Annotated in this window: 24 protein-coding genes; 16 read left to right on the plus strand and 8 right to left on the minus strand. The window is 64.3% G+C overall.

What is annotated here, in order from left to right; all coding sequences use genetic code 11:
- The first annotated feature begins 330 nt into the window (after positions 1 to 330).
- Positions 331 to 6,141 carry an EAL domain-containing protein gene (locus V6M39_RS03320; RefSeq protein ID WP_332642250.1) on the plus strand — a complete coding sequence of 1,937 codons (5,811 nt, stop codon included), beginning with the start codon at positions 331 to 333 and terminating at the stop codon, positions 6,139 to 6,141.
- Between the two features lie 2 nt (positions 6,142 to 6,143).
- Here the strand turns inward: V6M39_RS03320 and V6M39_RS03325 are convergent, their stop codons facing one another.
- Positions 6,144 to 6,830: a winged helix-turn-helix transcriptional regulator gene (locus V6M39_RS03325; protein ID WP_332642251.1), complete on the minus strand. Its 687-nt coding sequence runs from the start codon at positions 6,828 to 6,830 to the stop codon at positions 6,144 to 6,146.
- Between the two features lie 119 nt (positions 6,831 to 6,949).
- Between V6M39_RS03325 and V6M39_RS03330 the strand changes: the two genes are divergently transcribed.
- On the plus strand, positions 6,950 to 7,816 hold the full coding sequence (locus V6M39_RS03330) for a class I SAM-dependent methyltransferase (RefSeq protein WP_332642252.1): 867 nt from the start codon (positions 6,950 to 6,952) through the stop codon (positions 7,814 to 7,816).
- A gap of 4 nt (positions 7,817 to 7,820) precedes the next feature.
- On the opposite strand, the gene V6M39_RS03335 is transcribed toward V6M39_RS03330, so the two are convergent.
- The 5 genes from V6M39_RS03335 to hppD all read right to left on the minus strand — a co-directional run bounded on the left by V6M39_RS03335 (position 7,821) and on the right by hppD (position 13,343).
- Positions 7,821 to 8,825, minus strand: coding sequence for a crotonase/enoyl-CoA hydratase family protein (locus V6M39_RS03335; RefSeq protein WP_332642253.1), 1,005 nt, complete (start codon positions 8,823 to 8,825; stop codon positions 7,821 to 7,823).
- A gap of 176 nt (positions 8,826 to 9,001) precedes the next feature.
- Positions 9,002 to 10,147 carry a fumarylacetoacetase gene (gene fahA / locus V6M39_RS03340; RefSeq protein ID WP_332642254.1) on the minus strand — a complete coding sequence of 382 codons (1,146 nt, stop codon included), beginning with the start codon at positions 10,145 to 10,147 and terminating at the stop codon, positions 9,002 to 9,004.
- Positions 10,148 to 10,226: 79 nt separating this feature from the next.
- Positions 10,227 to 10,940, minus strand: coding sequence for a hypothetical protein (locus V6M39_RS03345; RefSeq protein ID WP_332642255.1), 714 nt, complete (start codon positions 10,938 to 10,940; stop codon positions 10,227 to 10,229).
- Positions 10,940 to 12,118 carry a homogentisate 1,2-dioxygenase gene (locus V6M39_RS03350; protein ID WP_332642256.1) on the minus strand — a complete coding sequence of 393 codons (1,179 nt, stop codon included), beginning with the start codon at positions 12,116 to 12,118 and terminating at the stop codon, positions 10,940 to 10,942. Before V6M39_RS03350 ends, V6M39_RS03345 begins: the two co-directional genes overlap by 1 nt.
- Positions 12,119 to 12,143: 25 nt before the next feature.
- The gene (gene hppD, locus V6M39_RS03355; RefSeq protein ID WP_332642257.1) at positions 12,144 to 13,343 is read right to left on the minus strand and encodes a 4-hydroxyphenylpyruvate dioxygenase; all 1,200 of its coding nucleotides are present in this window, start codon (positions 13,341 to 13,343) and stop codon (positions 12,144 to 12,146) included.
- A gap of 121 nt (positions 13,344 to 13,464) precedes the next feature.
- Here hppD and V6M39_RS03360 point away from each other — a divergent pair, with 121 nt between their 5' ends.
- From V6M39_RS03360 to V6M39_RS03370, 3 genes are all read left to right on the plus strand, one after another.
- Entirely contained in the window at positions 13,465 to 13,956 is a 492-nt protein-coding gene (locus V6M39_RS03360) for an Lrp/AsnC family transcriptional regulator (RefSeq protein ID WP_332642258.1), read from the plus strand.
- A 133-nt stretch (positions 13,957 to 14,089) separates the two neighbouring features.
- The gene (locus tag V6M39_RS03365) at positions 14,090 to 14,356 is read left to right on the plus strand and encodes a hypothetical protein (RefSeq protein WP_332642259.1); all 267 of its coding nucleotides are present in this window, start codon (positions 14,090 to 14,092) and stop codon (positions 14,354 to 14,356) included.
- Between the two features lie 202 nt (positions 14,357 to 14,558).
- Complete coding sequence (locus V6M39_RS03370; protein WP_332642260.1) at positions 14,559 to 14,912, plus strand: ribonuclease E inhibitor RraB; 354 nt, start codon at positions 14,559 to 14,561, stop codon at positions 14,910 to 14,912.
- Positions 14,913 to 14,914: 2 nt separating this feature from the next.
- Here the strand turns inward: V6M39_RS03370 and V6M39_RS03375 are convergent, their stop codons facing one another.
- Positions 14,915 to 16,069: a pyridoxal phosphate-dependent aminotransferase gene (locus V6M39_RS03375; protein WP_332642261.1), complete on the minus strand. Its 1,155-nt coding sequence runs from the start codon at positions 16,067 to 16,069 to the stop codon at positions 14,915 to 14,917.
- 147 nt (positions 16,070 to 16,216) lie between these two features.
- Here V6M39_RS03375 and sqr point away from each other — a divergent pair, with 147 nt between their 5' ends.
- The 11 genes from sqr (at position 16,217) to V6M39_RS03430 (ending at position 24,291) form a co-directional block, all read left to right on the plus strand.
- On the plus strand, positions 16,217 to 17,461 hold the full coding sequence (gene sqr / locus V6M39_RS03380) for a type III sulfide quinone reductase, selenoprotein subtype (protein WP_332642262.1): 1,245 nt from the start codon (positions 16,217 to 16,219) through the stop codon (positions 17,459 to 17,461).
- 4 nt (positions 17,462 to 17,465) lie between these two features.
- Positions 17,466 to 17,780 (plus strand): TusE/DsrC/DsvC family sulfur relay protein, encoded by a 315-nt coding sequence (locus V6M39_RS03385; RefSeq protein ID WP_332642263.1) that lies wholly within the window; start codon positions 17,466 to 17,468, stop codon positions 17,778 to 17,780.
- Between the two features lie 10 nt (positions 17,781 to 17,790).
- Positions 17,791 to 18,300, plus strand: a complete 510-nt coding sequence (locus V6M39_RS03390; protein ID WP_332642264.1) for a DsrE/DsrF/DrsH-like family protein — start codon at positions 17,791 to 17,793, stop codon at positions 18,298 to 18,300.
- Between the two features lie 56 nt (positions 18,301 to 18,356).
- Positions 18,357 to 19,523, plus strand: coding sequence for an MFS transporter (locus tag V6M39_RS03395; RefSeq protein ID WP_332642265.1), 1,167 nt, complete (start codon positions 18,357 to 18,359; stop codon positions 19,521 to 19,523).
- A gap of 197 nt (positions 19,524 to 19,720) precedes the next feature.
- Positions 19,721 to 20,389, plus strand: coding sequence for a class E sortase (locus tag V6M39_RS03400; protein WP_332642266.1), 669 nt, complete (start codon positions 19,721 to 19,723; stop codon positions 20,387 to 20,389).
- Between the two features lie 3 nt (positions 20,390 to 20,392).
- On the plus strand, positions 20,393 to 21,037 hold the full coding sequence (pyrE, locus tag V6M39_RS03405) for an orotate phosphoribosyltransferase (RefSeq protein ID WP_332642267.1): 645 nt from the start codon (positions 20,393 to 20,395) through the stop codon (positions 21,035 to 21,037).
- Positions 21,034 to 21,639 (plus strand): TrmH family RNA methyltransferase, encoded by a 606-nt coding sequence (locus tag V6M39_RS03410; RefSeq protein ID WP_332642268.1) that lies wholly within the window; start codon positions 21,034 to 21,036, stop codon positions 21,637 to 21,639. Before pyrE ends, V6M39_RS03410 begins: the two co-directional genes overlap by 4 nt.
- Positions 21,632 to 22,102, plus strand: coding sequence for a GNAT family N-acetyltransferase (locus V6M39_RS03415; RefSeq protein WP_332642269.1), 471 nt, complete (start codon positions 21,632 to 21,634; stop codon positions 22,100 to 22,102). The genes V6M39_RS03410 and V6M39_RS03415 overlap by 8 nt, the downstream gene beginning before the upstream one ends.
- A 64-nt stretch (positions 22,103 to 22,166) precedes the next feature.
- The gene (gene fbaA / locus V6M39_RS03420) at positions 22,167 to 23,186 is read left to right on the plus strand and encodes a class II fructose-bisphosphate aldolase (protein WP_332642270.1); all 1,020 of its coding nucleotides are present in this window, start codon (positions 22,167 to 22,169) and stop codon (positions 23,184 to 23,186) included.
- Entirely contained in the window at positions 23,183 to 23,827 is a 645-nt protein-coding gene (gene bluB / locus V6M39_RS03425; RefSeq protein WP_332642320.1) for a 5,6-dimethylbenzimidazole synthase, read from the plus strand. Before fbaA ends, bluB begins: the two co-directional genes overlap by 4 nt.
- Positions 23,828 to 23,877: 50 nt before the next feature.
- Entirely contained in the window at positions 23,878 to 24,291 is a 414-nt protein-coding gene (locus V6M39_RS03430) for a DUF3151 domain-containing protein (RefSeq protein WP_332642271.1), read from the plus strand.
- On the opposite strand, the gene V6M39_RS03435 is transcribed toward V6M39_RS03430, so the two are convergent.
- Positions 24,288 to 25,175 carry a diacylglycerol/lipid kinase family protein gene (locus V6M39_RS03435; RefSeq protein WP_332642272.1) on the minus strand — a complete coding sequence of 296 codons (888 nt, stop codon included), beginning with the start codon at positions 25,173 to 25,175 and terminating at the stop codon, positions 24,288 to 24,290. The two genes, V6M39_RS03430 and V6M39_RS03435, sit on opposite strands and share 4 nt — an antisense overlap.
- Positions 25,176 to 25,178: the final 3 nt, after the last annotated feature.

Below are 25,178 nucleotides of genomic sequence, written 5' to 3' on the forward strand. Positions count from 1 at the left end.
GTCAGAAGTCTTGCCTGTCGTCCATTGCGACGACGGTACAACTGTCCCGTTGCCCAAACGAATCCAGAGTCGTCCGAGCAGGCGAATCTCAGTCTGATCGTTCACAAGTCCTCCCAAACGTGTGATCGGTCGTGCTCCCTCAGACCAAGGTACGGGCTAACTGGGTCATCGCGTTGCCGAATCGAACGTCTGAAATTCCGCGGGATTATGGGCGTGAGATGGCTAGAGAGAGCCAGTCCCAACGAGCCATTGCATGGTGTGGCCCGTGCCGGGACGCTGTCGGGTGGTGCCCGATTTCTGGGAGCGGGGTGCCACAGGGTTGGGAGACCTATGAACGTTCGACGCGATGCGCCGCGCCCGGAGTTGTTTGCCGGTCGATATCGGCTCGGCAGGTGCCTCAAGTCGGGCCACGGAGTCGACACGTACTTGGCCGTGGATGAGGCCACCTCGGCCCGGGTTGTGCTGAAGTCGATCGTCCCGCACCTCATTCACGACGCCGCCCGCCTGCGCTTCGAGCACGAGACTCAGGTGCTCAGAAGGCTCTCGGGTACGGGACTCACCACTCTGTACGACGCTGGAGTCACCGACGGTCACTGGTATCTCGTGCAACCTTTCATGCCGGGATCGACACTCGAGGAGATCCTCAAGTCTGGTCCGCTTTCGGTTGAGATGGCACTTCGGGTCGCGATCGACGTTGCAATTGCGTTGGACGTGGCTCATGGAGCCGGCATCTTCCACCGCGACGTCAAGCCGGCCAATGTGATCGTTGGAGGGACCGACGCCGCCAGCCCCGTGACGCTCATCGACTTCGGCTTTGCACGCAGTCCATTGCTGGATGAATCGCTGAACGAGCAGCTTGTTGGCACGGTGCGTTACCTCGCGCCCGAAGCGGCCGGGATGCTCACGGTGCCCGCAGACGAACGGGCAGACCTGTATGCGCTGGGCGTGCTGTTCTTCGAGTGCCTTGCTGGCGAGCCGCCGTTTCCGGGGGCGACCGTGGGTGAGGTGCTTCGAGAGCACCTTTCCATGCCGATCCCCGAGGTCGGACGCCGCCGACCAGGAATGCCACGAGCAATCGACGCGATCCTGGCGCGGCTGCTCAGCAAGGACCCGATCGACCGCTATCAGTCCGCGGCGGCCGTGACGTACGACTTGAATGCTCTTTCGGAAGCCATCCGAGCTGGCGCCTCGGACCCACGCTTGGTGATCGGCCGGATTGACCACCGTCGGACACTCACGGACCCTGCATTTGTCGGACGTGAGGCGGAGCTCGCGAGCCTCATGTCGTTGGTCGATGAGGTGAGGACGGGCGGCTCGGGGCTTGTCCTTCTTGAAGCCGACTCCGGTGGTGGCAAGACCCGACTCCTGTCCGAGGTCGCGTCGCAGGCGTCCTCGGCCGGAGTCCTTCACCTGCAGGGTCAGGGTGTTGCCGAGACGGGTGCCCGTCCGTTCGAGGTGCTCCACGGATTCGCTGAGGACCTGCTGTCGCATGCCGCAAACGACGATTTGTGGGACTCGATACGCAAAGGGGTGGGGGACGGTGCCGCGGCAATTGCGCAGGTCTTGCCTTCGTTGGGGCCGCTGCTCGGAGTGACCGAGGAGCTCGATACGGGCCCGGAACACCTGGGTGAGCAGCGAAGTTTGACGGTTCTGCATCAGCTCCTGAACTCGATCGGTGCCGCCGACCATCCCGTCTTGATCATCTTCGATGACTGTCAGTGGGCGGATCGGCTGACGATTCAGCTACTTGCAGACCTGGTCGCAGACAGGGCGCATTGTCCGGCGTACCTGGGTGTGATCGCAGCGTTCAGATCCGAAGAGGTGTCGGACGAACACCAACTTCGCGCCATGCCCTTCGCTCAGTCGGTGCAACTCGGTCGGTTGCCAGCCCGTGCCATGCGCCAGTTGTCAGAGTCGATGGCGGGACCGCTGCCCGATGAAGCGATCAACACTGTCGTCCGCCTGGCCGATGGCAACCCGTTCATGGGCGCGGCCGTGCTTCGCGGTCTGTTCGAGTCGGGAGCACTGCTCAGTACGGACCATGGCTGGCAGGTCGACGAAGCCGCACTGCTCGACGTGCAGACGGCGCGACGCTCGGCGAGCTTCCTGGTTCGCCGGCTCGAGCTGCTCTCCGAGGACTCGATCCACGTGCTCTCGGCGGGAGCCGCACTTGGTAAGGAGTTCGACTTCGTGCTGGCGGCGGAACTCGTTCAACACAGCGATGCTGCGGCCACGATCCTGCAGGACGCAACGCGCAGACGACTCGTGTGGATCGATGAGGTCACCGGCCGATGCAGCTTCGCGCACGACAAGATCCGTGAAGCACTGCTCAGCCGATTGGACTACGCCGAGCGGCGGGAGCTCCACAGCCGCGCGGCGGACGCGATGCTCAGCATGGAGGAGAGCGGTGTCTCGGTATTCGACCTCGCCTACCACCTCGACGCAGCCGGCAGGCATCAAGCGGCGCTGCCCTACGCACTGAGGTCTGCCGAGACAGCGCGTGCGCAGCACGCTCTCGATTCGGCACTGTCCCACTATCGAATGGCTGAGCGAGGCGTCGCGCCCGAAGATCTCGAAACCCGCGTCGTCATTGCCGAGGGTCTGGGAGACGTGTTCGCTCTCAAGGGGTCGTACGACGAGGCCGAGGAGCAACTCACAACCGTCGAGCGTATGGTCACCGACCGAGTTCACAACGCCGAAGTTGAGGGCAAGCTTGGAGCTCTCGCCTTCAAACGAGGCGATATCCCAACGGCCCGCCGACATCTTGAGGGAGCCATGGCGCGCCTTGGCCGTCCCGTCCCGCACGTGTTCGCCTGGCTCCTGGTGTGCCTGATGTGGGAACTGTGCGTTCAAATTGCCCACACAGTTGCACCACGTCTGACTGTGCGCCGCAAGCCGGAGGGCCATGAGGAGGACTTTCTTGCGATGCGCCTTCACAGCCGCCTCGCGTACCTCTACTGGTTCTACAGCGGCAAGGTCTCTTGCGCCTGGACGCATCTCCGCGGGCTCAACCTGGCCGAGCGTTACCCGCCCAGCGCCGAGCTTGGGCAGGCCTACTCCGAGCACGCGCCAGTTGCGACGATGGTGCCGCTGTTCAAGCGCTCACTGAAGTACGCCAAACGCTCCCAAGAGATCAGACGTGACCGGGGCGACATCTGGGGTCAGGGACAGAGCCAGAGCTTTGCCGGCGTCGCACTGTACGCAGCGTCAAGGTTCGACGAAGCCGAGGAAGCCTCTCGTGAGGCGATCCGTCTGCTGGAGTCGACCGGCGACCAATGGGAGGTCAACACGGCGGGCTGGAACCTCGCGATGTGTCTGCATCGCCAAGGTCAGCTACGTGAGGCGGTAGCCACTGCCAGAGGTGTGTACGAGTCAGCCGTCGCGATCGGCGACCAGACATCGGCCGGTGTCGGACTGTCGGTGTGGACGCGAGCCGCCTGTGGTGACGTCGATCCGCGGCTCATCGATGCCGAACTTGAGCGCGAAAGCATGGACGCGAGCACGACGGCAGAGCTGCGACTGGCTGCAGGCATTGCGGCTCATCGCGCGGGGGATCTCGCTTCTGCCGTCTCGCACCTGGACATGGCCGCGGAAACCATTCGCGCCTCGGGACTGCGGCAGGAGTATGCAGCCCCGGTCGCGTGCTGGCGGGCGACCGCCGCTCGCACCCTCGCGGAGCAGGCCTCGCCACATGATCCAGCCGGGTACAAGAAGGCCGTGCGCAAAGCGTCGAAGGCTGTCTTGAGCGCCAGATTTTGGGCGTTCAGCTACCGAAACAATGCGCCGCATGCATTCCGCGAGGCTGCGTTGGTCGCGTCGCTCAGGAATCGCAGGCGACGCCGCGACAGGTTTCTGGCACGCAGTCTGGCTGTCGCCGAGAAGCAGGGTGCGCTGTACGAGCTCGCGCTCACCCGACTGGCGGCCGCGGAGATCCGAGCTGGCAGCGGCGGCGACCTCGGAGAGCTGGTGGATGCCCGACTTGCCGTGTACGAGTTCCAGGGAAGCGTCGTCGAGGACGAAGGCCCCTCAGCTCCAAGCGTTTCGCTGTTTGACCGGTTCAACACGTTGCTCAGTGTCGGCCGCACGATTACTGCCGCCGCAACGATGGAGGCAGTAGATGTGGCGATTCGCGAGGCGGCGTTGACCTTGCTGCGTGGCGACACGTGTCACATCATCAGTGCCGTCGCGACCCATACTGCGAACCCCACCACTGAGTCCGGCGATTCTGTCGACCTTGCAAGTCGCACACTCCTGGAGCGCGCGATCAGCGGTGGCGTGCCCGTGGTGTCAGGTGATTCGGCAGTCGGGGTCAGCGAGAGCCTGGTCATGTCGGACATCAGGTCAGTGCTGGCCGCGCCGATCATCGTTCATGGCGAGACCCGCTACTGCTTCTACGTGACTCACCGGCAGATCAGCGCACTGTTCGGCGAGGAGGAGATACAGCTCGCCGCGTTCGTCGCGACACTTGCCGGTGCGGCATTCGAGCACCTTGAGGGCGCCGAGACGCGATACCGCTCGCTGGCTCGCAACTCCAGCGACGTACTGACGTTGGTCGGGCGCGACGGAATCATCAACTATCAGAGCTCTTCGGCCTCGCGGGTGTTCGCGTTGCCGGCCAACGGGCTGGCGGGACGATCGATCGACGAGTGGGTGCACCCCGAGGATTTCGACTTGCTCGCGGATGCGCTGCAGCGAGCAAGCTCTGACAACGACACCCGCGTGGAGTGTCGGTTCCGCCACGCCAACGGCTCGTACCTCTATGCCGAGACCGTCGTCACGGATCTGCTCGACGATCCTGCAGTCTCGGCACTAGTGCTCAACAGCCGTGACATCACGGATCGTCGGATGCTGGAGGACGAGCTGCGTGAGCGCGCCCTGCACGACAGCCTCACCGGGCTGCCCAATCGCGCACAATTCCTGGAGCGCGCACAGCAAGCGCTCAACCGACGCGACCCGCGCCCACTGGTGGCTTGCTTCCTCGACCTGGACGACTTCAAGGCGGTCAATGACACGTACGGACACGGTGCGGGTGACGATCTGCTGTGCGAAATGAGTGAGCGACTGGTCGAGTGCCTACGGCCCGAGGATGTGGTAGCCCGATTTGGCGGCGACGAGTTCGCCATCTTGTTCGAGGACACCACCATGGAGGAGGCGTTGAAGGCCATCGAGCGGATCCAGGCCGCTACGAGCCGTCCGGTCGAGGTAGCCGGTGCCGAACTCTTCACGCACTTCAGCATTGGAGTTGCCCCGTCGACCGGTCGGCACGCCACGACGGACCAGCTTCTGGCAGAGGCAGATGTCGCGATGTATGCCGCCAAGGCCAGCGAGCAGCACAGGTACCGGGTGTACGAGCCGCAGATGCGCGACCTCGCGGAGTCGCGATCGGTAGCGCGCGGTGCCATCGATCGAGCTCTCGCACAGGACGAGTTCGTCCTGCATTTCCAGCCGATCGTCGATCTGCAGACCGCGCAATGCCTGGGCGTCGAGGCGTTGATCCGGTGGCAGCACCCCCAGCGCGGCCTACTACCAGCGGCTGAGTTCATCGATCTCGCCGAGGTCAGCGGCTATATGCCAGCGATCGGCGCATGGGTTATCACCACGGCATGTGCCGCTGCGGCCGACCTTGCAGACGACATGTGCATGAGCATCAACGTCTCGCCGCAACAGCTTCAGCAGCCACGGTTGGCAGAAAGCGTCATACGTGCTCTCAAGACGTCCGGCCTGCAGCCCGACAGACTGGTGCTCGAGTTGACCGAGACGACTGACATCGCTGACCCGGAAATGGCGATCGAACAGCTTCAACAGCTCGACGAGATCGGGGTGAAGCTTGCCCTCGACGACTTCGGCACCGGGTATGCATCGCTCGACTACCTCAAGCGATTCCCGGTGCAGATCCTCAAGATCGATCAGGAATTCGTACAGCACATCCACGAGAGCGAGCAGGATCGCGCCATCGTGAGCGGGATCATCGAGCTCGCCCGTTCGTTCGGTCTACGGACCATTGCGGAAGGTGTCGAACAAGTTGAGCAGCAGCGGGTTGTCACCGAGCTGGGATGCGATCTCGGTCAAGGCTTCCTGTGGTCTCGCCCTGGCCTGCCGGAGAACTTGCCTGAGGCGTTCGTGCCGACCACAGCCGCCTGATCTCAGCTCGCGCGCGCCTGCGCTCGCGTCGGAGCGAACGCGCTGGTGCCGAGCCAGGTCCACAAGCGGTCGGCGTCCCGGGCAGGTCCCACGACGCGGATCTCCCCACCACCTACCAACTCGCTGGCGCTGGCGTCGCCGCTCCAGACGTCTGTCAGGGCGCGCACGGACGAGCGGACCTCGAGGGTGAGTTCGTGGCCCGGATCGTCGCGGCACAGGTCGGCGACGCCGTCGTCGACGACCAACCACCAGTGACGCTCGCGGGTCGCCGCATCCGGGAAGTGGAAATGAATGACGACCTGGCGGGCCGGGAATTCCTCGAGACGGACGAAACGGCGTACGTCCCACATCAGGAATCCAGCATCGAGCTGATCGGGACGCAGCCTGCTTCCGATCCAGCGCGCACCCCAGTGCCCCATGGCCAGAACGATGGGGCGGAGCTCCTCGCCAGCAGGAGTGAGCTCGTACGACGTGTGGCGGCCGTCGACGTGACGCATGATGACGCCGAACTCCTCCAGCGTCTTGAGTCGGGTGGACAACAGTGCCGGCGACATCCGGGGGACACCGCGACGGATGTCGTTGAACTGGGTGCTCCCGCAGAGGAGCTCGCGTACGACGAGCGGAGTCCACCGGTCGCACAGCACCTCCGCTCCGCGAGCGACGGTGCAGAACTGTCCGTAGTCGATCATGCGTTCACGCTAGGCATCGAGTGGGTTCATGACTAGTTCAAGAACTGAACTAGTTTGCTGGGCCTTGGCGCCGGACTCTGGTGGTGTCGGGCATGGAGCCCGGGCAAGGAGACGAAACCATGACCACGCAAACGTTCGACCCCGTCGCATTCAAGGCAACAACCCGCCAGCAGTGGCAGGACGCCGCAGAAGCATGGCACCGATGGGGACCCACCATCGGTGACTGGCTCGGCGCCGCCACAGACTCGATGATCGAGCTCGCCCACATCAGCGAGGGCGCCCGCGTTCTTGACGTCGCTGCCGGTGCCGGCGAGCAGTCGCTTCCGATCGCCCAGCTGGTCGGCCCTTCAGGCAAGGTCGTCATCTCTGACATCGCGCCCGAGCTGCTGTTCCGAGCGGCCGGTGAGGCAAAGGCAGCGGGACTCGACAACGTCGAGACGCTCGAGCTCGATGGCGAAGAAGTCGGTACGCTCGCGGGCTCCGACTACGACGCGGCAGTCAGCCGGGTGGGTTTGATCTACTTCCCGGATCAGCAGAAGGCGCTGCGTGGCATTCACTCAGCGCTCCGTGACGGCGGACGATTCTCAACGGTCGTCTACTCAACTCCTGACGAGAACCGCTTCTTCTCGGTTCCGGTGGGCATCATCCGCGGTCGCGCACAGCTGCCTCCTCCGCTCCCGGGTCAGCCCGGACCGTTCTCGCTCGGAGCTCCGGGTGTCCTCGAGGAGGCACTCACGACGGCCGGCTTCACGGACGTCGAGGTGGTTGCGGTGCCGTCGCCCGTACGTCTTCCCAGCGCCAAGGACTGTGTGAAGTTCCAGCGCGAGTCGTTCGGTGCCCTGCGTCAGATGATGGTGAGCCTCTCACCGGAAGACCGCGAAGACACCTGGCGTGAAGTCGAAGAGGCGCTGACCGAGTTCGAAGGCCCGGATGGCTTTGTCGGTCCGTGCACCATGCTCGTCGGCGCGGGAACTGTCCGGCACTGACCAGCTAGTCCTTGTTGGTCGAGGGTCCGAAGTCGCCGTACGGAGCGGAATCGCGCTCCCGTACGGCGTCTCGGAACCCGGCCTCGGCGGCTCGCTGCTGGAAGGCGTAACCCTCGCGGGTGTGCCGCGAGATCCCGTCGAAGACGGTGCTGATCATCTGGCTGTTCTGCACGCCCTGAGCGAGAAGTGCTGAGTTGAGCGCGAGCTTGACCATCATCAGCTGGTTGAGCGGCATCGCGGCTATCCGCTGGACCAGGATCTCGGTGCGTGCGTCGAGCTGGTCGGGTTCGGGAGCCTCGATGGCGAGTCCCCATTCGGCGGCTTCGCGTCCGTTGAGGCAGTCGCCCGTGAGCAGGAGCCGCTTGGCTCGCTGGTCGCCGAGGCGGTGCGCCCACATACCGGCTGACGGAACGCCCCATACGCGAGTGGGTGGATAACCGATCTTGGCGTCGGCAGCGATCACGATCTGGTCGCAATGCAGGGCGATGTCAGTGCCGCCGGCGACGCAGAAGCCGTGGATCTTGGCGACCGTCGGTTTGTTGGCGTGCAGCAGGCTGGCAAAGCCCCGGGTGAACCGGCTCATCATCGCGAAGTCGATCATCGGGTCCCACGTTCCATTGGGATCGTGGTTGGTCATCTGTACGACGGGGTCGAGCACTGTGCCCTCGGCACCGCTCGAGATGCCGAGCCCGCCATCCATCAGGTTCTCGGCGGATGCGGCGAGGTCGTAGCCCCCACAGAAGCCTTTGCCGCGTCCGCTCAGCACGATGACGTGCACGCGTGGGTCGAGGTCAGCGCGTTCGACGGCATGGGCGAGCTCGACCGGGGTGTCCGGTGTGATCGAGTTGCCCTGATCGGGCCGGTTGAACGTGAGGCGTGCGACGCGCCCGTCGACTTCGTACGTCAGCGTGTTGTATGTCGGGCCGTCGTCGCTGGGTGCTTTGGCGTGAGCGTAGGGGGATCCGTCGCCCTCGGTGGCAGGTCGTCTCCAGGCTGCTTCGTTCGTCATCCGACGATCGTTGCAGAAATCAGCGCTTGGTAGACCCGCGCTCGAAGATCAGGTCATACAGGAACACCGCGACAAACATCGCCTGGATCATCACGAGCATCACCAGAATCAGCTGAGTCATGTGGCGTCCTCCTGTCTCCGTTGTGGATGGTTCAACGAGGTTGGGCGAGCGTTCGTTACGGCTGGCTGACTATGGTGCCGAGCACTTCGCCCAGCTCCAGCCTCTCCCCGTTGTCCAAATGCGCAACCGCAGAGATCGTCACTGTGTCGCCGTCCTCGAGGAACGAGCGGGTCGTGCCGTCGGCCAAGGAGATCGGCTCGGTGCCGTTCCACGAAAGCTCGAGCAGTGATCCGCGCTGGTTGGTCTCGGGTCCGCTGATGGTGCCTGAGGCGAAGAGATCGCCCGTACGAAGCGAAGCGCCGTTGACGGTCATGTGCGCCAGCATCTGTGCGCCGGTCCAGTACATCGACGCGAATGGCGGCCGAGAGACCTCGATGCCGTTGAGCGAGATGACGAACTCGAGGTTGAGTCCCCACGGCTCGTCCGCCCGGAGGTACGGCAGCGGCGGCGGTGTCTGGGTTGGGGGATCGACACGCGCGCCGTTCAGCGCGGCGAGCGGGATGATCCACGGCGAGATCGAGGTGGCGAATGACTTGCCGAGGAACGGGCCAAGCGGCACGTACTCCCACGCCTGGATGTCTCGAGCCGACCAGTCGTTGACCAGGCAGACGCCGAACACGTGCTTGTCGAACTGACTGATCGGAACCGGAGTGCCGAGCGCTGACGGGACACCGACGACGAAACCGAGCTCGGCCTCGATGTCGAGCTTGGTGCTGGGGCCGAAGGTGATCTCGCCGTCCGGCGAGCGACGCTGACCGGATGGTCTCAGGATCGTGGTTCCGGAGGCCACGACCGTTCCGGCACGACCGTGATAGCCAATCGGCAGGTGCTTCCAGTTAGGGGTCAGCGCATCGCCGTCAGGCCGGAACATCATGCCAACGTTGGTCGCATGGTGCTCAGACGCGTAGAAGTCGACGTAGTCGGCGACCGTGAATGGCAGGACGAGCTCGACATCGTCGTGCAGGTCGTTCCCGGGCTCATGGGCGAGGAGTGCTTCGCGTACGGCGTGCCAGGTGGCTGGGCCGGCGGCCATCAGGGCATCGAGCGACCCGTCGGCAAAGAGCGCCGCATGTTCAGGAACGATCGTCGACGCAGCAGCGGTCAGGTCGAGAACCTGGGTGCCGATGCCCACGCCGATGTGCCGCTTCCCGTCGAGGATGAATGAGCAGTAGGGAAGCGTCGTGCGTCCGAAGTCGGTCATGCCGCCACCTCCGTTGAGGAGCAAAGATACGGACGCAGCGGCGTGATTGCTGCCTGATGGTGACCTCGCTGGCGCTCGGTCACGTGATCAGCTCGAGCTCGCGCAGGTCGGTCACGGGCTCATCGATGCTGCAGGTTCCGATGGACCGGAACAAACGTCGTACGGCTTCAGGGTTCGAGACCTTGAGGGCCGCGGCATCGCTCTCGAGCAGTGCGGGTACTGGATCGCTGCCATCTATCGCAGCATTCACCGCGGCGAGGATGTTGAGGAACCCGTGGTCGCGTTCGGTGCGTACGGCGTGGTGGAGACCGGCGGTCAGCTTGAAGGGGAGGTCGTTCTCGACACAGTGCTGGATGGCTCCGCCGAGCTGGCAGGCCGACGGAGTGTCGCGAGTGTCAGGTCCACCGCAGCGGAGCTTGAGCATCGCGCCTTCGGGCACGTCCAGGGACTCGTGCCACGTGCGCTCGACGAACACGCGCAGGCCGTTCGGTGTCTCGGGCAGTTGTTCGACGGGGCCCTTCAGCTCGAGCGCTGTCAGAGTCAGGTTCTGCTGTGAGGCGAGCTCGCGAGCAGCGCCGTTGAACTCGTCGACGGTTGCGACCAGCGAGAGTTCGAGGTGGCCGTGGCCGAGCGCGTCACTCAGCTCGCCGAGACGTGCGGCACTGCAGATGAACGGGCCGACGTACTCGCCTTCGGGCGTGCCGCGACGGGCTAGGTGCGCGCGTACGGCGTCGCCCATCGGCATGTTGCCGGGCGGGAAGATTGCCGCGTCGTCGAAGAATTGATGGAACATCAGCGGATCCAGGAGAGTGCGTATTCGCCATCGTCGGAGGCGGTTCCGCCCTCGCCGAGCTCGAGCGGGCGGAACGTGTCGACCATGACGGCGAGCTCGTCGAAGGATTCGACGCCGAGACTGGCCTCGATCGCCGACGGCTGTGGACCGTGCGAGTGGCCGCCGGGATGCAGCGAGATCGAACCCTTGCCGATGCCCGAGCCTTTGCGCGCCTCGTAGTCGCCAGCGACGTAGAACATGACCTCGTCCGAGTCGACATTCGAGTGGTAGTACGGCACCGGGATCGCCAGCGGGTGATAGTCGACCTTGCGGGGCACGAAATTGCAGATCACGAAGTTGTTGCCTTCGAAGACCTGGTGCACCGGCGGCGGTTGGTGGACGCGCCCGGTGATGGGTTCAAAGTCGGCGACGTTGAACGCGTAGGGGTAGAGGCAGCCATCCCAGCCGACGACGTCGAACGGGTGCAGCGGTACGACGTGGATGCTGCCGCTGAGCCCGCCCGGGCCGGAGCCGCGATGCTTGATGTAGACCTCGACGCTTGTCTCGTCGCGCACTTCAGGCTCGCTGGGCCCGCGGAGATCCCGCTCGCAGTAGGGCGCGTGCTCGAGGAGCTGGCCGAACTTCGATAGGTAGCGACGAGCCGGGCCGATATGGCTGTTGGCCTCGATCGCGTACGCCCTCACAACGCCGTTCGGCACCCAGCGGTGCGTCGTGGCCCGGGGGATGATCAGGTAGTCGCCGTCGCTGAACGGGATGTGGCCGAACACCGTCTCCAGCGTTCCGCTACCGGACTCGATGAACACGCACTCGTCGCCGGTGGCATTCCTGTAGAGAGGCGAGGTCTCGGCGGCCACCACGTACGAGATCCGGACGTCGCCGTTACCGAGCACCAGTCGGCGACTCGTGACGATGTCGTTGCCGGCGCCGCCATCGAACAGGTCATGCAGCTTCAAGTGCCTGGCGAGCAGTGGTTCGTTGGGCTTCGTCGACTGGTCGGGGAGATCCCACGTACGCGCTTCCGTGATCGCCGAGGGCACACCCACGTGATAGAGCAGCGACGAGTCCGACGAGAAGCCTTCCTCGCCCATCAGCTCCTCGCGATAGAGGTTGCCGTCGGGGTCGCGGTGCTGGGTGTGTCGCTTGGGCGGGATGTTGCCCGCGCTTCGGTAGTGGGCCATCTGCCCTCCCTATCCGTTGCCTGCCCTAGAAATTTCCACGCCGTGCCTGTTCGCGTTCGATCGCCTCGAACAGGGCCTGGAAGTTGCCTTTGCCGAAGCCTAGTGACCCATGGCGCTCGATGAGCTCGAAGAACACCGTTGGACGGTCACCGATCGGCTTCGTGAAGATCTGCAGGAGGTAGCCGTCCTCGTCGCGGTCGACCAGGATGCCGCGCTTCTGCAGCTCTTCGATCGGCACCCGGACCTCGCCGATCCGGGCACGCAGCGCGGGGTCGGTGTAATAAGAGTCCGGGGTGTCGAGGAACTCGATGCCGGCCGCGCGCAGGCGATCGACGGTCTCGAGGATGTTGTTGGTCGCCAGCGCGAGGTGCTGGGCGCCCGGGCCGCGATAGAACTCGAGGTACTCGTCGATCTGAGACTTCTTCTTGCCGATCGCGGGCTCGTTGAGCGGGAACTTCACCCGGTGGTTGCCGCTGGCAACGACCTTGCTCATCAGCGCGCTGTACTCGGTGGCGATGTCGTCGCCGACGAACTCGGCCATGTTGGTGAAGCCCATGATGCGGTTGTAGAAGTCGACCCATTCGTCCATATGGCCGATCTCGACATTGCCGACCACGTGGTCGAGGGCCTGGAAGATCCGCTTGGGCGCATCGGCCGCGCGCTCCATCGTGGAGTGGCGCTCGACGTAACCGGGCAGGTAGGGACCGGTGTACTTGCTGCGGTCGACCAAGGTGTGGCGGGTGTCGCCGTACGCCGCGATCGCGCCAATGCGTACGGTGCCGTGCTCGTCCGTCATGTCATGCGGCTCTTCGAGGATCGTTGCTCCCTCGGCGCGCGCGTGCTCGATGCAGACGTCGACGTCGGGCACCTCGAGGGCGATGTCGGTGATGCCATCGCCGTGGATGCGATGGTGGTCGAGCACGAAGCTGTCGGGATCGACTCCGCCCTTGAAGACGAAACGGACGGCACCGCTCTCGAGCACGAACGCGTGGTGGTCGCGGTTGCCGGTCTCGGGGCCGGAGTAGGCGACGAGGTCCATGCCGAAGGCGGACATGAAGAAGTGCGCGGACTGCGTGGCGTTGCCGACGGCCCACACGACAGCGTCCCAGCCGGTGACCGGGAACGGGTCGGACTTGGTGTCGTACTCCACCAGTCCGACGAGCTGCTTCAGCTGGTCGAGGTCGAGCTCGGCGAGGCGTTCGGAGTCGGTCAGATCGATGGTCATGCCCCTAGGTCACCCCACTTGATGCTCAATGGGCAAGCGAGCCAGTCGCAGGTGGTCAGGTATGACACCTGAGCGGAGTAGTGTGGGCTCCAAGTAGGCAATCTGACTAGGAGTTGGCGACATGGATCAGCTCGATGTAGCGCTCGTTGAGGCGATGCGCGAGAACCCCCGCGTTGGAGACCTTGAGCTCTCGCGCATCACGCGGGTCGCCCGCGCCACGGTTCAGTCGCGGCTCGCCAAGATGGAGGCGGCCGGCATCATCACCGGCTACGGTCCCGACATCGACCTGATCGCGGCCGGCCACCCTGTCATCGCCTTCGTCACGCTTGAGATCGCTCAGGGCTCACTCGACGCCGTGACCGAGGAGCTCGAGTCGTTGCCGAATGTCCTCGACGCCTACGTCACCAGCGGCGCGGCAGATGTCGTCTGCAGGATCGCTGCGACCTCGCACGAGGATCTGCAGACAGTGCTGCTGCACATCAGCCAGTCCGGCACAGTGGTCAGATCGACCAGCGTCATCGTCTTGTCCGAGCTGGTGAAGCCAAGAGTGTTGCCCATGCTCCGCAAGGGTGCGACGGGCAGCTCATCAAGAGCGCCAGCGTATCGGGGCTGAAGCGTGGGCAGCCAAGCCCGCAAACTCCCAATACACCTAGTCAGTTAGAACACGGGGACAATGAAAGCGTGACCAAAGGCAAGGTGGCTCCGAGCCGCTGGGTGAAAACGTCCCGAGTGCGGTGGGGTGCGGTTTGAGCACGCCGTTGAACCCCGGGTATTTCACGTGGGTCTCGCTGGCTGCTGGGGTGTATCTCTTCGCTTGGACTGGTCTGGGCATGTTGACCGACCAGCACTGGATGGGGTTCGCCGCCCTCCCGGGGTTAGCCGTCGTCTGGGCCGACATCATCGCGACGACGGTGATCACCTATCGTCGCAACCGCCACAACCGGCCAATACAGAAGGCGCGGAAAGCGCGAGAGGCGAAAGCGCGAGAGGCGCGGAAGGCGCAAAAGGCCTGAGCCCTCACATGTATTCCGACTGGTGTCGTTAATACAGACCGTCAAGGCCGCCTGTGTTCACCTGCTCTGCCCACGCGGCGAACTCTTGGTTGACGATCCAGCTGGCGAAGTCGTGGTCCACGCAGCACAGGGGCCTGAGGTTGTCGCCGGATGTCGGTCCGCGCGGATGCCGCCTGAACTCGCTGGTGCGTAGGGTCTCGTCATGGGAATCTTCGGACGCAAGCCAGCCGCCCCTCAGCTGCCGACCACCGGTCATGCTGGGGATGACCAACTACTCGCGATGATCGCGCAAAGCGACGGTGGACTGGAGGTGCCGCGGCACTGGCTCCACTACGTCTACTGCGATGACAACGAAGGCGCAGCCGTCCTTGAGGCCGGAGCGGCTGCCGGAGGTTGGACCGTGCAGCGGGTCGTTCCGGAGCACTCCGGGATCGTCGCCGAGCGTGAGGACTGGCCGGTCAATCTCGAGACAGTGCCGCAGGTACGAGCCTTCTTCGAGTCACTGGCGGCCTCGGTGCCGGGTGGCGACTATGACGGCTGGGAAGCGTCCGCCTGAGCTCAGCGCTTGAGCTTGGTCAGGCGGTCTAGCGCTTCGGCTATGACCTCGGGCTTCTTGCAGAAGGCCCAGCGGACCAGCGGTGCTCCGGCTTCGACGTCGTCGTAGAACACCTGATGGGGGATCGCGACGACGCCGGCAACCTCCGGCAGGGCGCGGCAGAACTCCATGCCGTCGGTGAAGCCGAGCGGACGGATGTCAGTCGTCGCGAAGTACGTGCCCTCAGGCACGAACACGTCGAACCCGAGATCCGCGAGCCCAGAGCAAAGCAGGTCGCGTTGCGTCTGCATCTGCGCAACGAAGGCTGAGAAGTACTCGTCTTCAAACCCGAGCGCTTCGGCGATCGCGGGTTGGAGCGGCGAGCCTGACGTGTAGGTGAGGAATTGCTTCACGCCGATCATCGCCGACACGAGTGCCGCTGGACCGGTGGCCCAGCCGATCTTCCAGCCGGTGAGCGAGAAGCTCTTGCCGCCGCTCGAGATCGTCAGGGTCCGCTCGTGCATACCCGGCAAGGTGGCAATAGGTATGTGGGGGACACCGAACGTCAGGTGCTCGTAGACCTCATCGCTGATCACCACAAGGTCGTGCTCCTGCGCAACTGCCGCGACGGCCTCGAGCTCATCGCGTGTGAGCACCGTTCCGGTCGGGTTGTGCGGAGTGTTGAGCAGGATCGCCGTCGTACGCTGCGACACCGCCGCCCGCAGCTCGTCGATCGGCAACCGGAAGTCCGGAGCTCGCAGCGTCACGGGCTTGCGCACGCCGCCGGCCATCTGGATGACCGCGACATAGGAGTCGTAGTAGGGCTCGAGCACGATGACCTCGTCACCCGGATCGACGAGCCCGAGGATCGCCGAGGCGATGGCTTCGGTGGCGCCAGTCGTGACGGCGACCTCGGTGTCCGGGTCGACAGTCAGCCCGTAGAACCGCTGCTGGTGTGAAGCAATGGCCTGTCGCAGCTCAGGCACTCCTATACCTGGCGCGTACTGGTTGCGGCCCGATCGCATCGCATCCGCCGCAGCGTCGATGATCGACGTCGGGCCGTCGGTGTCCGGGAAGCCCTGCCCCAGGTTGATCGAACCCGTACGAAGGGCGAGCGCGCTCATCTCCGCGAAGATCGTCGTGCCGAGCCCGTCGATGCGTGCGCTGGTGGTCTTCATCGCTTTGACCCTATGTCCTCTCGAGGCGTGCTCGTACTGACCAATGGTCGGCAGGCAGAAGTGCCCCCGGCAACAGGTCGTTGGTCCCTGTGTGTCGCACGGCAACGCTCCTAGCGTGAAAGTGCGACAGCGGACACAGGAGGAACAATGAGCAGTCTCGTCATACTCGGCGGCGGAACGGCGGGCACCATGATCGCCAACAAGCTCCGCAAGCGACTCGACGCCCACGACTGGGCGATCACCGTCGTCGACCAAAACGACGCGCACCACTATCAGCCGGGCTATCTGTTCGTGCCGTTCGGCACTTACACCCGAGACGATGTCATCCGCCCGCGCCACCCGCTCCTTCCCGACGATGTCCACTTCGTCCAGGCCAAGATCGATTCGGTGGATGCCGAGGCCAACCGTGTTCTCCTTGAGGGCGGCCAGGCGCTCGACTACGACTACCTCGTCATCGCCAGCGGTACGACGCCGCGTCCGGATCAGACGCCCGGCATGCTCGGTCCCGAATGGCGCAAGAGCATCTTTGACTTCTACACGCTTGACGGTGCCGAGGCTCTCGCCGAGGCCCTCAAGAGCTTCGACCAGGGCCGGCTTGTCGTGCACATCACCGAGATGCCGATCAAGTGCCCGGTCGCGCCACTGGAGTTCACCTTTCTGGTCGAGTCCTGGCTTCGCAAGAAGGGAGTTCGCGACCGGGTTGAGCTGGTGTTCGTCACACCGCTCGACGGTGCGTTCACCCAGCCGGTTGCGGCAGACCATCTGGGCGCGATGCTCCAGGAGCGCAAGATCGACATCGAGGCCGACTTCATGGTCGAGCGCGTCGACGACACCCGCCGTGTCCTCGTGTCGTACGACGAGCGCGAGGTGCCCTTCGACCTGCTCGTGACGGTCCCACTGAACATGGGCGCAGATTTCGTGGCTCGCTCAGGTCTGGGTGATGAGCTCAACTACGTACCCGTCGACAAACACACACTGCAGTCGACTGCACACGCGAATGTGTTCGCCGTCGGCGACGCGAGCGACATCCCTGCGTCCAAGGCGGGTTCGGTGGCCCACTTCGCCGTTGAGATCTTCGTCGACAACTTCCTGCAACACATTGACGGGAAACCGATGACCGGATCCTTCGATGGTCATGCCAACTGCTTCGTGGAGTCCGGCGACGACAAAGCGCTGCTCATCGACTTCAACTACGACACGCAGCCACTGCCGGGGAAGTACCCGCTCCCGCACATCGGCCCGCTGAGCCTTCTCAAGGAGACCCGGGCAAACCATCTCGGAAAGCTCGCGTTCCGCCAGATCTATTGGAACGTCCTGTTGCCCGGACATCCCGTCCCGCTGCCGTCGCACATGTCGATGGCAGGCAAGAACGCCCCGAAGGAGGAGGACTGACGCAATGACCACAACGACGATCGACGGTCACGACATTCACGTCAACGACGAGGGATTCATGACGGATCCGAGCGAGTGGAGTGAGTCGCTCGCGACATCGCTCGCCGCTCAGATCGGCATCGAGTTGACCGAGGAGCACTGGAAGGCGCTCCGATTCGTCCGAGATGACTTCGCCAAGGAAGGGGAGACGGCGACCCTGCGCCGGATCAACGTCGTGGGAGGAATACCGACGAAGTCGATGTTCGTCCTGTTCCCCCAGAAACCCGCCAAGAAGCTCGCCTATGTCGCTGGCTTGCCCAAGCCTCGCGGCTGCGTCTGAAGGAGACACCATGACCACAACCGAAAACGCCCCGATCCTGCCGTCATTCGGCGACGTGGACACCGACCGCAAGCTCGCCATCATCTGCTCGAAGGGCAACCTCGACATGGCTTACCCGGCCTTGGTGCTGGCGAACGCAGCGCTGGGCGAGGGCATCGAAACCCATCTGTTCTTCACCTTCTGGGGCTTCGACATGATCAACGTCAAGACGATGGGTGACCTGAAGTTCACGATGCTCGGCAACACCGCGACACATATGCCACAGGGTCTCGGTGGCCTGCCGGGTATGACGGCAATGGCTACCCACCAGATGAAGAAGTCGATCGCGGAGCTCGGCATCCCCGAGGTGCCGGACTTCCTTCAACAGATCGTCGACTCAGGCGGCCACCTGTGGGCGTGCAAGATGTCAGCGGACATGCAACACCTCGAAGCTGCCGATCTGTACGACGAGGTCGAAGCCATCATCAGCGCCTCGGACTTCATCGAGAAGACCGCCGGCGCCCAGTTGCTCTTCATTTGACCTGACCAACCTCGCGGTCTGATCCGCGCGACCCGTATCGGCCCTACGCTGGCGCGGTGACTCCTGCACTGACTCGTACGCGCGTCGCCGTGGCTGCTGGCTTCTTCCTGCAGGGTCTGGTGTTCGCCGCGATCGTGACCCAGACACCGCGCATCAAGGACAAGTTCGACTTCGACGACGGCGCCCTCACCGGCATCCTCGTGATGGTCGCGGTCGTGTCGGGAGTTGGCTCGGTCTTAGCGGGCATGCTCGCCGAGCGTCGTACGAGCGCCGTGGCATTCAAGCTGGCGCTCGCCACTATCGGCCTCGGCGCATTGATGGTTGGCCTGGCCCCGAACCTCGGACTACTCCTCGCCGCCTTCGTGATCTACGGCCTCGGCGTGGGAGGCGTGGACGCGGGTATGAACATGCAGGGCGTACGCGTGCAGAAAGCGTACGGCCGCAGCATCATGGCCAACTTCCACGGAATGTGGTCGGTCGGCGGCATCGCTGGTGCTCTGTATGCGTCGGGTGCTGCCGAGATCGACCTGCCGCTCGCGATCTCGCTGGTGATCGTCGCCGTCGTTGTATGGGCTGTCGTGCTCTGGGCATCGCCAGCATTCATCGAAGCGCAGGAGCACGAGGCCGGCCTGTCAGCCAAGGGACTTGACCTGCCGTGGCGCCCGATCCTGATCTTCGGGCTGGTGGTTCTCCTCTTCTATGCAGCCGACACCGGCATTCTCACCTGGAGCAGCGTCTATCTCGAGGATGCGCTCGACGCGACCAAGACGATCGCGCCGCTCGCGTACGGCGCGTACCAGGCTGGTGCGCTGTTCTCGCGCTTCGGCGGCGACTTCCTCGTACGCCGCATCTGCGCACCTTCGGTCGTGGCAATTGGTACGACGGTAGGCATCGTCGGTTTGGTGACCGTTGTGTCGGCCGCGGCACCGTTCGTGGCGATCGCCGGGTTCTTCGTCGCCGGACTCGGTCTCGCGATCCTGGCCCCCTTGGCATTTGCGGCCCTCGCTGGTGCCGTACCGGCCGCTGCGCTGGATGTGGCGATCGCGCGAATGAACATCGCGAACTACCTTGGCGCGATCCTTGGCGGCGGGTTGATCGGTGCTGCCGCGACGGCTGATCACCTGCGCTGGGCGTTCGTGATCCCGCTCGTTCTCATCCCGATTGTCCTGCTGACTGCGAAGAGTTTCCGGACAGCCGATCCAGATGTCGTGGAAGCGGTCTAGGACCGGCGAAATTGCCTGTAAAACCGCATAAAGTCGCCCCACCGTTCTCGGGGGGTGAAACGGTGGGGCGACAACAGGCGCCAACTGCCAGAAGCGAATTGACCCTGCAGTAAGAAATGCTACGCGAACGGTGCGAAAGCGTTGGAGGTTTTGGGGAAATTAACGGGTCCAGAAATCAAGATGCGAGAATTGGGGCCATGACAACGACTCTCGCCCGGCAGGCCCCGGAACGATCGATTGGGCGAAAGATCGCGCGAGCACTCGGAGTTCTGCTGATTCTCGCGGGCCTCAGCATGCTGGCGTACATCGCTTGGCAGTACTACGGCACCAATATCGTGTCGAAGCAGAAGCAGAACGAAGTCAAGGAACAGATCGCGAAAGACTGGGGCAAGGGCATCGACAGCGGCGCCATCGGACTGCTCCGCGTTCCGCGGTTCGGCGACACCTACGAGAAGCCGATCGTCAAGGGATTCGACGACGGCGCGCTGGCGCGCGGTGTCGGCTGGGACCCCAAGAGCGCGACGCCTGGCCAGATCGGCAACTTCGCCATCGCGGGCCACCGGGTGACGCACGGTGAGGTGTTCTCGAAGTTCCCCAAGCTCAAGAAGGGCGACTTGGTTTACGTCGAGACGCGCACGGACGTCTTCACCTACAAGCTGCGCAACAGTGGCACGAGCATCACGGTCGACTTCACGGTCGGTTGGCCGCTGCAACGCGTACCGGCACCCAACGCAGCAGGTCAGCGGCCGACCAAGGCAGTCATCACGTTGCTCACCTGTTCGGAGCTCTTCCACACGCGCAACCGCAATGTGGTCATCGGCGACTTGGTCGATACGGTCTCCAAGGCCGACAGCCCGGCCTCCTGACGTATGCACGACTACCAACGCGAGTTCATCGAGTTCGCCCTCGACCATGAGGTGCTCAGGTTCGGGGAGTTCACCCTGAAGTCGGGGCGCACCTCGCCGTACTTCTTCAACGCCGGGCTGTTCAACACCGGTGAGCGGCTTGCCGAACTCGGCCGCTTCTATGCGGCGGCGATCGTCGACAGTGGCGTGGAGTTCGACGTACTGCTCGGCCCGGCTTACAAGGGCATCCCGATCGCGTCGGCGGCCGCCGTACAGCTCGCGATTCAGCACGGTCGCGATGTGCCGTGGTGCTTCAACCGCAAGGAAGCCAAGGACCACGGCGAGGGTGGTCTCGTCGTCGGTTCACCACTCGAGGGCCGGGTGCTCGTCGTCGATGACGTCATCACAGCGGGTACGGCGATCCGCGAGGTCATGGAGCTCGTCGACGGTGCGGGTGCGCAGGTCGCCGGCATCATCGTCGCGGTCGATCGGCAGGAGCGCGGCAAGGGTGAGTTGTCGGCGATCCAAGAGGTTGAACGTGACTTCGGAGTCACCGTCACCGCGATCGTCACGCTGAGCCAGATCATCGGATACCTCGAGGAGACCGGGCGACACAGCGAGCACCTCGACGCCGTGCGCGCCTACCGCGACGAGTACGGAGTGGCGTGACCGAGCCGGACCTGCCTGGGGTTGGACCGTGGGAGGGAGAGCCACCGGTCGGCGACCACTTCGACCCCGAGCTGCTGCGTGACGGTGACCGGCGCAACGTCATAGACCGCTATCGCTACTGGACGCTCGAGGCGATCGTCGCCGATCTTGATTTGCGGCGTCACCCGTTTCATGTCGCCATCGAGAACTGGCAGCACGACTTCAACATCGGATCGATTGTGCGCACGGCCAACGCCTTCGCTGCAGCCGAGGTGCACATCATCGGCAAGCGGAGATGGAACCGTCGCGGTGCGATGGTGACCGATCGCTACCAGCATGTGCGCCACCACGACACGGTCGATGACTTCAGCGCCTGGGCGAGTGAAGCCGGACTTGCCGTGATCGGCATCGACAACGTCGACGATTCAGAGCCGATCGAGACCGCCAAGCTGCCGCGCGAGTGCGTACTGGTGTTCGGCCAGGAAGGGCCGGGCCTCAGCGACGAAGCACGGAAGGCCTGCGAACGTACGCTGTCGATCGCACAGTTCGGCTCGACCCGTTCGATCAACGCGGGTGCTGCGGCCGCGATTGCGATGCACGCATGGATTCGGGCACATGTCTGACGATGTGTCGCTGGAGCTCGTCGATCCCGGGTCTGCCGAGGCCAGGGAGGCCGTAGCTGCGTACCTGCTGGAGCTCGACGAGCGCTTCGAAGAGGGCTTCGATCCGTCTGAAGCCGCTGGCGACGAGGAGAAGTTTGGCGGAGATCATGGCGTGTTCATCGTTGCGGTCCTCGGCGGCGGGGTCGTCGGCTGCGGTGGCTTGACGACCATCGGTGAAGGTGTCGCCGAGATCAAGAGAATGTGGGTCGCCAAGGACGCCCGAGGTCGCGGTGTAGCTGGCCAGATCCGGCGGCGGCTGGAAGAACTCGCGGTCGAGCTCGGACATGACGTCGTACGACTCGACACCAACCGAGCGCTGACCAATGCAATAGAGATGTACCGGGCAGCTGGCTACGCGGATGTGGAGCGCTACAACGCCAATCCGTACGCAGATTTCTGGTTCGAGAAACGGCTGACCTCGTAGGTGACTCGCTGGTAGGTCGAGCGACTGAGATACTGGTGTCTCCAACGCCACCACAGGAGAACGAATGCCCGTCGCGACCCCCGAGATCTACGCCGAGATGCTCGACAAGGCCAAGCGCGAGTCGTTCGCGTACCCCGCCATCAACGTCTCTTCCTCGCAGACGCTGCACGCGGCACTCCAGGGATTCGCCGAGGCCGGCAGCGACGGCATCGTCCAGGTCTCGACTGGCGGCGCTGAATACTTCTCCGGCCCGACGATCAAGAACATGGTCACCGGCTCGATCGCCTTTGCGAAGTTCGCCGAAGAGGTCGCCGCCAACTATCCGATCAATGTCGCGCTCCACACGGACCACTGCCCCAAGGACAAGCTCGACGGATTCGTCCGTCCGCTGCTCGAGTTGTCGACCGAGCGGGTCAAGTCCGGCGGACTGCCCTACTTCCAGTCGCACATGTGGGACGGCTCGGCGATCGACATGGATGAGAACCTCCAGATCGCCGTTGAGCTCCTCGCCAAGGCGAAGGCAGCCAATGTCATCCTCGAGGTCGAGATCGGTGCCGTTGGAGGCGAAGAGGATGGCGTCACGGGCGCGATCGACGAGACGCTCTACACCACCCCCGAGGACGCGCTTGCCACTGCGGCGGCCCTGGGTGTCGGAGAGAACGGCCGCTACATGACTGCGCTGACGTTCGGCAATGTGCACGGCTCCTACAAGCCAGGCAACGTCAAGCTTCGCCCTGAGATCCTCAAGACAGCGCAGGGGGTAGTAGGCGAGAAGTACGGTGTCGACAAGCCCTTCGACCTGGTTTTCCACGGCGGCTCAGGCTCCTCGCCCGAAGAGATCGCGGCTGCCGTCGACTACGGCGTGATCAAGATGAACGTCGACACCGACACCCAGTACGCGTTCACCCGCCCGGTTGCCGCGCACATGTTCACCAACTACGACGGCGTCCTCAAGGTCGACGGAGAGATCGGTAACAAGAAGCTCTACGACCCGCGCGCCTGGGGCAAGGCTGCCGAGGCTGGCATGGCCGCACGTGTCGCCGAAGCCTGCGAGAACCTGCGTTCGGCTGGCACCAAGCTCTGACCAAGCACGCGTACGACAGCGCGGACCGAGAGGCGGTCTACCGCGTCATAGCGGAGCGTCGCGACATGCGGCACTTCGCTGGCGGGGCAGTCGACGAGGACGTGCTGGCCCGCCTGCTGTCGGCCGCCCACCAGGCGCCGAGCGTCGGCCTGATGCAGCCGTGGCGCATCGTGCGCGTCACGGATCTCGCGCTGCGGCATGCCCTCCATGACCACGTCGAGGTCGAGCGTCGTCACACGGCCGACGCGATGGGGGAGCGCGCGGACGAGTTCATGCGGCTCAAGGTTCAGGGCATCCTCGACTGCGCGGAGGTGCTGGTCGTGGCGCTCGGCGACGATCGTGAGCGGCACGTCTTCGGTCGACGCACGATGCCGCACATGGATCTCGCATCGGTGTCCTGTGCGATCCAGAATCTCTGGCTCGCGGCTCGCGCCGAAGGCATCGGTATGGGCTGGGTGTCGATGTTCGTTTCGGAGGTCGTGGCCGAGTTGATCGGTGCTCGCGAGGGTGCCGAACCCGTCGCGATCCTGTGCCTCGGCCCGGTCGAGGAGTTCTATCGCCGGCCGATGCTCGAGCAGGAGAAGTGGACGTCCGTACGCCCGTTGGAAGAGCTGCTGGCCGAGAACTCCTGGCCAGGCTGACTGGTGGGACTGGCCACACCGGCTCAGGAGCAACTGGCTAGTCTGCCGTCATGACGAACCTCTTCGGTGAACCGCCCGAGACCTTGTTGCCCGAAGACCCCGGCGCTGCCTCATTGGCTGCTGGCGACAACCCCAAGAACGTCGCTGCTCTGCACCCTGATTCAGCCGACGCCTGGATCACGCTGGCCGAGCAAGCTCTTGCTGAAGGACTCGACCTCGAGGGCTACGCGTTCGCGCGTACGGGCTACCACCGTTCGCTCGACCTGCTCCGCCGCAACGGCTGGAAGGGTCACGGCCCACTGCCGTGGGCGCACCTCCCCAACCGCCCGTTCCTTCGCTCGCTCGCAGCACTGGCGGATGCGTCTGAGCGATTCGGCGATGCCGGCGAGGCTCAGCGTTGCCGCGAGTTCCTGCACGAGTCGAGCAAAGAGGCGTACGCCGAGTTGGTAGCGCCAAAGAGCTAGAGCCACATCCGGATGGCACCGGGTTCGATGCGCCATGAGTGCTCGGTCGCCGGTTCGGTGAGCTCGCCGTCGCTGGTGCAGGGGAGCGGATCGCCGCTCACTGTGATCGTCGTGCCCTGGCGGTAGATAACGTCGTCGTGCTGCTGTTGGTCACCGGAGTGGAGCTTCCACGCGTACGCGATGCGGCTACTGCGACGGCCCGCGTACGTGATCATCAAGTCGATCAGGCCGTCAGAAGGATCTGCGTCGGGCAGCAGCTCCGCGCCTCCGCCGACGAAACGGCCGTTGCCGACCGCCAGCTGGATGACTCGGCTTCGCGGGAATGCTGCATCGCCGTCGACAGTGACGGCGAGATCCGCCCCCGGGGTGACGAGACCCTTGATGCTCGCGATGGCGGCACCGAGGACGTAGCCGATCGGCCCGAGGAACTTCTTGATCGGCCGGGCCACGATCGCGGCTTCGGCACCCACTCCGATGTGCGCAACGTTGACGACAACCTTGTCGTTGCCGTCGATGATCAGGTCGATCGGCTCGACGTGGTTCGCGACGATGACTCCAGCCGCCAGCTGCGGATCGTCAGGCAGCCCGAGCGTCGCGGCGAAGTCGTTGCCCGTGCCGAGGGGGACGAGGCCCACGATCAGCGAGTCCAGGCGACCTGCCCCACGAAGCGCAGCGATCACTGCATGGAGACTGCCGTCCCCACCAAGCACGACAACCCCGTGGAGGTCGGGATGCGCTGCGAGCGCGCCGTGCAGCTCCTCGGGCGTCGATGTTGTCACGGCCTCCACGGCGTACGCCTCGCGCAGAACCGAGAGGGCCACTTCGACGGATTCGTCGTCCGAGCTGCCGGCAGAGGCGTTCGCAATGGCAAGGAGAGTCTGCATCAG

It is taken from the genome of Aeromicrobium sp. (assembly GCF_036675695.1).
Taxonomy (GTDB): Bacteria; Actinomycetota; Actinomycetes; order Propionibacteriales; family Nocardioidaceae; genus Aeromicrobium.